The following is a 3881-nucleotide window of genomic DNA, read 5'->3' as shown; positions in this document are numbered from 1 at the left end:
GGAACTGCCTCCGCCGTGCCGTGGTTCCGGCGGGTCCGGGAGGGCCCGCCTGCCGGAACCGCGTGCCGGTGGAGGGCTGGGGGACCGGTAGGCGTCGGGATCGTCCCGGCGTGGGGAATGCCGGGAGACGGGCGGGGGCGGGACGTCGCTGCCGGGATCGGAGCCGCGTGCGTGCTGTCCCGGAGCCGCCGGGGGCGGCGCGGGCGAATGTCGGCCCGCCTCCCGTTCCTCGGCTGCCCGTCGGCGCGCGGCGCGCCCGCCCGCCCGGGCCGGGGGAGCGTCCTCCTCGGGTTCGGAGCCGAGGAGGCCGTGCCGCGAGAGGACGTCGTCGGGTTGCTCGGGAGCCCGCCTACGGCCGCCGGATGGGGTGGAGCGCCGAGCACGGTGCGGACCGTCCTCCACGCCACCTCCTCGGGCACGAACAGGGGGCGGGCACGGGTGTCACCCGGACCCGCCCCCCTGTGGTCTCAATCGTGACCGAGCTTACGGAGCTGAACCGGTTCGATCACAAGCGGGTGTCGGCACGCGCGCCGGATCCCGGGATCAGACGCCGACCACCTGCTGCTCCGGCGAGACGGAGCGCTCCGGTGTGCTTGTCCCGGTATGCGACGGCATTGCGACCGGCGTGCTTGGCGCCGTACAGCAGCGTGTCGGCCATGGCGACGAGCCGCTCCAGCCCGGCGACGGGGCCCAGGGTGTGCGCCACGCCGATGCTCACCGTCACCCGGAGATCCCGGTCCAGCTCGTCCCAGGGATGCCGGTCGATCCGGTGGCGCGCCGCCTCGCAGATGCCGACGGCGTCCAGCAGGTCGCGGCCGGGGAGCACCAGCGCGAACTCCTCGCCCCCGTAGCGCGCGCAGAACGCCCCGTCGGGCAGGCCGGTGTCGAGCTCGGTGACGAGCCGCTGCAGCACGCGGTCACCGAAGGGGTGGCCGTACGTGTCGTTGATCTGCTTGAAGTGGTCGACGTCCACCAGCGCGATACAGATCCCGGCCGTGCGCGTGAACGACGGGTCGTCGAGCAGCGTGACCAGCCGTTCGTCGAGGTAGCGCCGGTTGTAGCTGTCGGTGAGACAGTCCCGGCGGCTCTGCTCGCGGGCCTCGGCGTGCTCACGGCGGAGCCGGTCGAGCTCGTCCGGGACGTGACCGCCGTGCAGGAGCCGGACAGCCGTGCGCAGGTGCTGGTACGCCTGTTCCCAGCGGCCGGCCTCGGCGAGCTCCTCGGCGACGGCGGTGTGGCGCGCCGCGGCGTTGGCGGCGGTGGTGGGGGGCTCCGTCCTCGTCGGCGTCTCCGGGGTCGATATCCCGTCCCGTGTGTCGTCGAGCGAAGCCGTACGCACCGTGACCACCACTCACCTCCCTGTTGCTGGTGGTGTCGTCGAGACGCATGGTGCTCTTGAGGCGGCGCACCCGTTCGCGGGCGCTTCCACCCGTCCGAGCCGCTCGCCCTCCGTGATCATGTCACTACCAGTCGGAGTATCAGCCGCCGGAGTGCTCCAGCTCCGCTCCGAAGGGAACAGACGGGTCGTCGGGGTCGTCGAGCCAGTGCTCCGGCAGCACGACCCGCCCCGGTGATCCCTGACGCCCGCGGGGGCCGTCTGCCTCGGCCGGGAACTCCTGGTGCGCGTCGAGCTGGGCGAGCAGCTCGTCGAGCTCGTCGATGCTGCTCACCAGGCCGAGCGCGCGGCGCAGCTCGGAACCGACGGGGAAGCCCTTGAGGTACCAGGCGATGTGCTTGCGCATGTCGCGGATGCCCTTGTCGACGCCCATGTGCTCCTGCAGCAGCACGGCGTGGCGGCGCATGGTGGCTGCCACCTGGCCCAGCGTCGGCGGGGTGGGCAGCGGACGGCCGGCGAACGCGGCCTCGAGGTCCCCGAACAGCCACGGACGACCGAGGCAGCCCCGTCCGACCACGACCCCGTCGCACCCGGTGGTCGCCACCATCGCGACGGCGTCGGCTGCGCTGAAGATGTCGCCGTTGCCCAGCACCGGCAGCTCGGCGGGCAGGGCGTCCCGGAGCCGGGCGATCGCCGACCAGTCGGCCGTGCCGGAGTAGCGCTGCGCCGCGGTGCGCGCGTGCAGGGCGACGGCCGCGACACCGGCGTCGGCGGCGCGGCGGCCGGCGTCGAGGTAGGTGCGGCGCTCGTCGTCTATGCCGATGCGCATCTTGATCGTCACCGGGATCCGTCCGGCGTTGTCGACGGCGGCCCGGACGATCGACTCGAACAGCCGCCGCTTGTAGGGCAGGGCCGCGCCCCCACCGCGCCGCGTGACCTTCGGGACGGGGCAGCCGAAGTTCAGGTCGACGTGATCGGCCAGGTCGCGCTCGGCGACCATGCGGACGGCCGCGCCCACCGTCGCCGGATCCACCCCGTAGAGCTGCATGGACCGCGGGTTCTCGTCGGGATCCATCGCGATCATCCGGAAGGTCAGCGGGTTGCGTTCCACGAGCCCGCGAGAGGTGATCATCTCGCAGACGTAGAACCCCGCCCCCTGCTCACGGCACAGGCGCCGGAACCCGGCGTTCGTGATGCCGGCCATCGGCGCCAGCACCACCGGCGTTTCGGACGCGTACGGGCCGATGCGCAGCGGCTTCGGGCGCGTGGAGACGGCAGTAGGGGCACTCACACTGCCCCATTCTCCTCCCCGTCAGAACCTGACGGTGATGCAGGCGGCCCGGCCGCCCGCCGTGCCCGCCACACCGGGCTCGACGGCGGTCGGCATGGCGTGGATGATGATCGACCCGGGCCGCCGGTCGGCGGGGAACTGCCAGGCCACGGTGTTCTCGACGCGGCCCGTCCCGTCCTGGTCGGTGAGGAAGTCGAGCCAGATCTCGTTCTGGGGGTTGGCGTAGCGCGGGTCGACGCTGGGCTGGACGGGGTCGACGACGTTCTGGAAGTGCGGACCGGCGTCCGCGCCCGTCGCACCACAGGGATTGGTGTGGACGTGTGCGCCGTAGCGCCGGCCCGGCTCGAACCCGAGCACCTCCAGCCCGACGGTGGTGATGCCGCCCCCGGACCGCGCGTCCACCGAGGCGAACGCCCCCACCTTCACCACCCGCTGGTCATAGGTGATGGCGGGGCCGGGCCCGGTGGTGAAGCTGGCGGCGACCTGGACGTTGCGCGAGGCGACTCCGGGGGGCGGGGACAGCGTGGCAGTGGCGGCGCTGCAACCGGACACCACCAGCGCGCCGAGGACTGCGGCGAGAACGGTTCGTGGGGAGCGCATGGGTCGAGAATGGGGCTTGACGTGCGGTAACGACGACCGGGTCCGGGTACTACGACCGAGTGACGCGCGCGCCTCGAACCGGGAGCCGTAGTCTGGTGCCCGCCGCCGCGCTCACGGCGCGGCGACGCGGGGGCCTCTAGCTCAACAGGCAGAGCAGCGGACTTTTAATCCGCGGGTTCAGGGTTCGATCCCCTGGGGGCCCACCAGGGTGTGACCAGCGACTTCGCTGGCATGGTGCAGGCGGCGGCCGCGGTGCGCGTGGCACGCTTTCATGACGCCAAATACTCATACGCAGCTGCTGATGACGCGGCACAGCACCCCGATTCGGCGAACGGATTCGGGGCACCATCGATCTCCTGCCAAGAGGTGCCCTGCAGGTGCGGGCGTATGGAGGCGGCCCGTGCCACTGCGCCTGCGCATCGTCGCCACCTTCGGGTCCGTCACGTGGGATTCTTCTGTCGATCTCGGCGATCGTCGTGTCGCACGTCCGGGGCCGCGGCGTTGGTCCTGGATTCTCCGCGGCGGAAGTCCTGAGGTCTCGCTGACGGCGGGGCATGGGGACGCGTGTGCGTGTTTGTGATGATTCGGCCGGAACGTGATGATCGATGCCGGCCACTACGGGGCATGAGCACGCGAGAGGGAGTGGGGTGGGTG

3 protein-coding genes and 1 tRNA gene are annotated in these 3881 nt (G+C 72.2%); 1 reads left to right on the top strand and 3 read right to left on the bottom strand.

All coding sequences use genetic code 11. The features are described 5' to 3' along the window. Positions 1-505 precede the first annotated feature (505 nt). From HF577_RS36800 to HF577_RS36790, 3 genes are all read right to left on the bottom strand, one after another. Positions 506-1339, bottom strand: a complete 834-nt coding sequence (locus HF577_RS36800) for a GGDEF domain-containing protein (RefSeq protein WP_312859626.1) — start codon at positions 1337-1339, stop codon at positions 506-508. Positions 1340-1478: 139 nt separating this feature from the next. Beyond that, positions 1479-2627, bottom strand: coding sequence for a tRNA dihydrouridine synthase DusB (dusB, locus tag HF577_RS36795; RefSeq protein WP_169400617.1), 1149 nt, complete (start codon positions 2625-2627; stop codon positions 1479-1481). 21 nt (positions 2628-2648) lie between these two features. Beyond that, positions 2649-3227, bottom strand: coding sequence for a superoxide dismutase family protein (locus HF577_RS36790; protein WP_169400616.1), 579 nt, complete (start codon positions 3225-3227; stop codon positions 2649-2651). Positions 3228-3357: 130 nt separating this feature from the next. Here HF577_RS36790 and HF577_RS36785 point away from each other — a divergent pair. Then, positions 3358-3433: transfer RNA gene (locus HF577_RS36785), tRNA-Lys, on the top strand. Positions 3434-3881: the final 448 nt, after the last annotated feature.

Origin of the sequence: Pseudonocardia xinjiangensis, assembly GCF_012911925.1 — a bacterium.
Taxonomy (GTDB): Bacteria; Actinomycetota; Actinomycetes; order Mycobacteriales; family Pseudonocardiaceae; genus Pseudonocardia; species Pseudonocardia xinjiangensis.
The sequence above is the reverse complement of the archived record's forward strand: the minus strand, read 5'-3'. Positions and strand labels throughout refer to the sequence as shown.

Bases quoted from the DNA above. Each gene is read 5' to 3' on its own strand.
- HF577_RS36790 (WP_169400616.1), bottom strand. From the start codon at position 3,227: ATGCGCTCCCCACGAACCGTTCTCGCCGCAGTCCTCGGCGCGCTGGTG.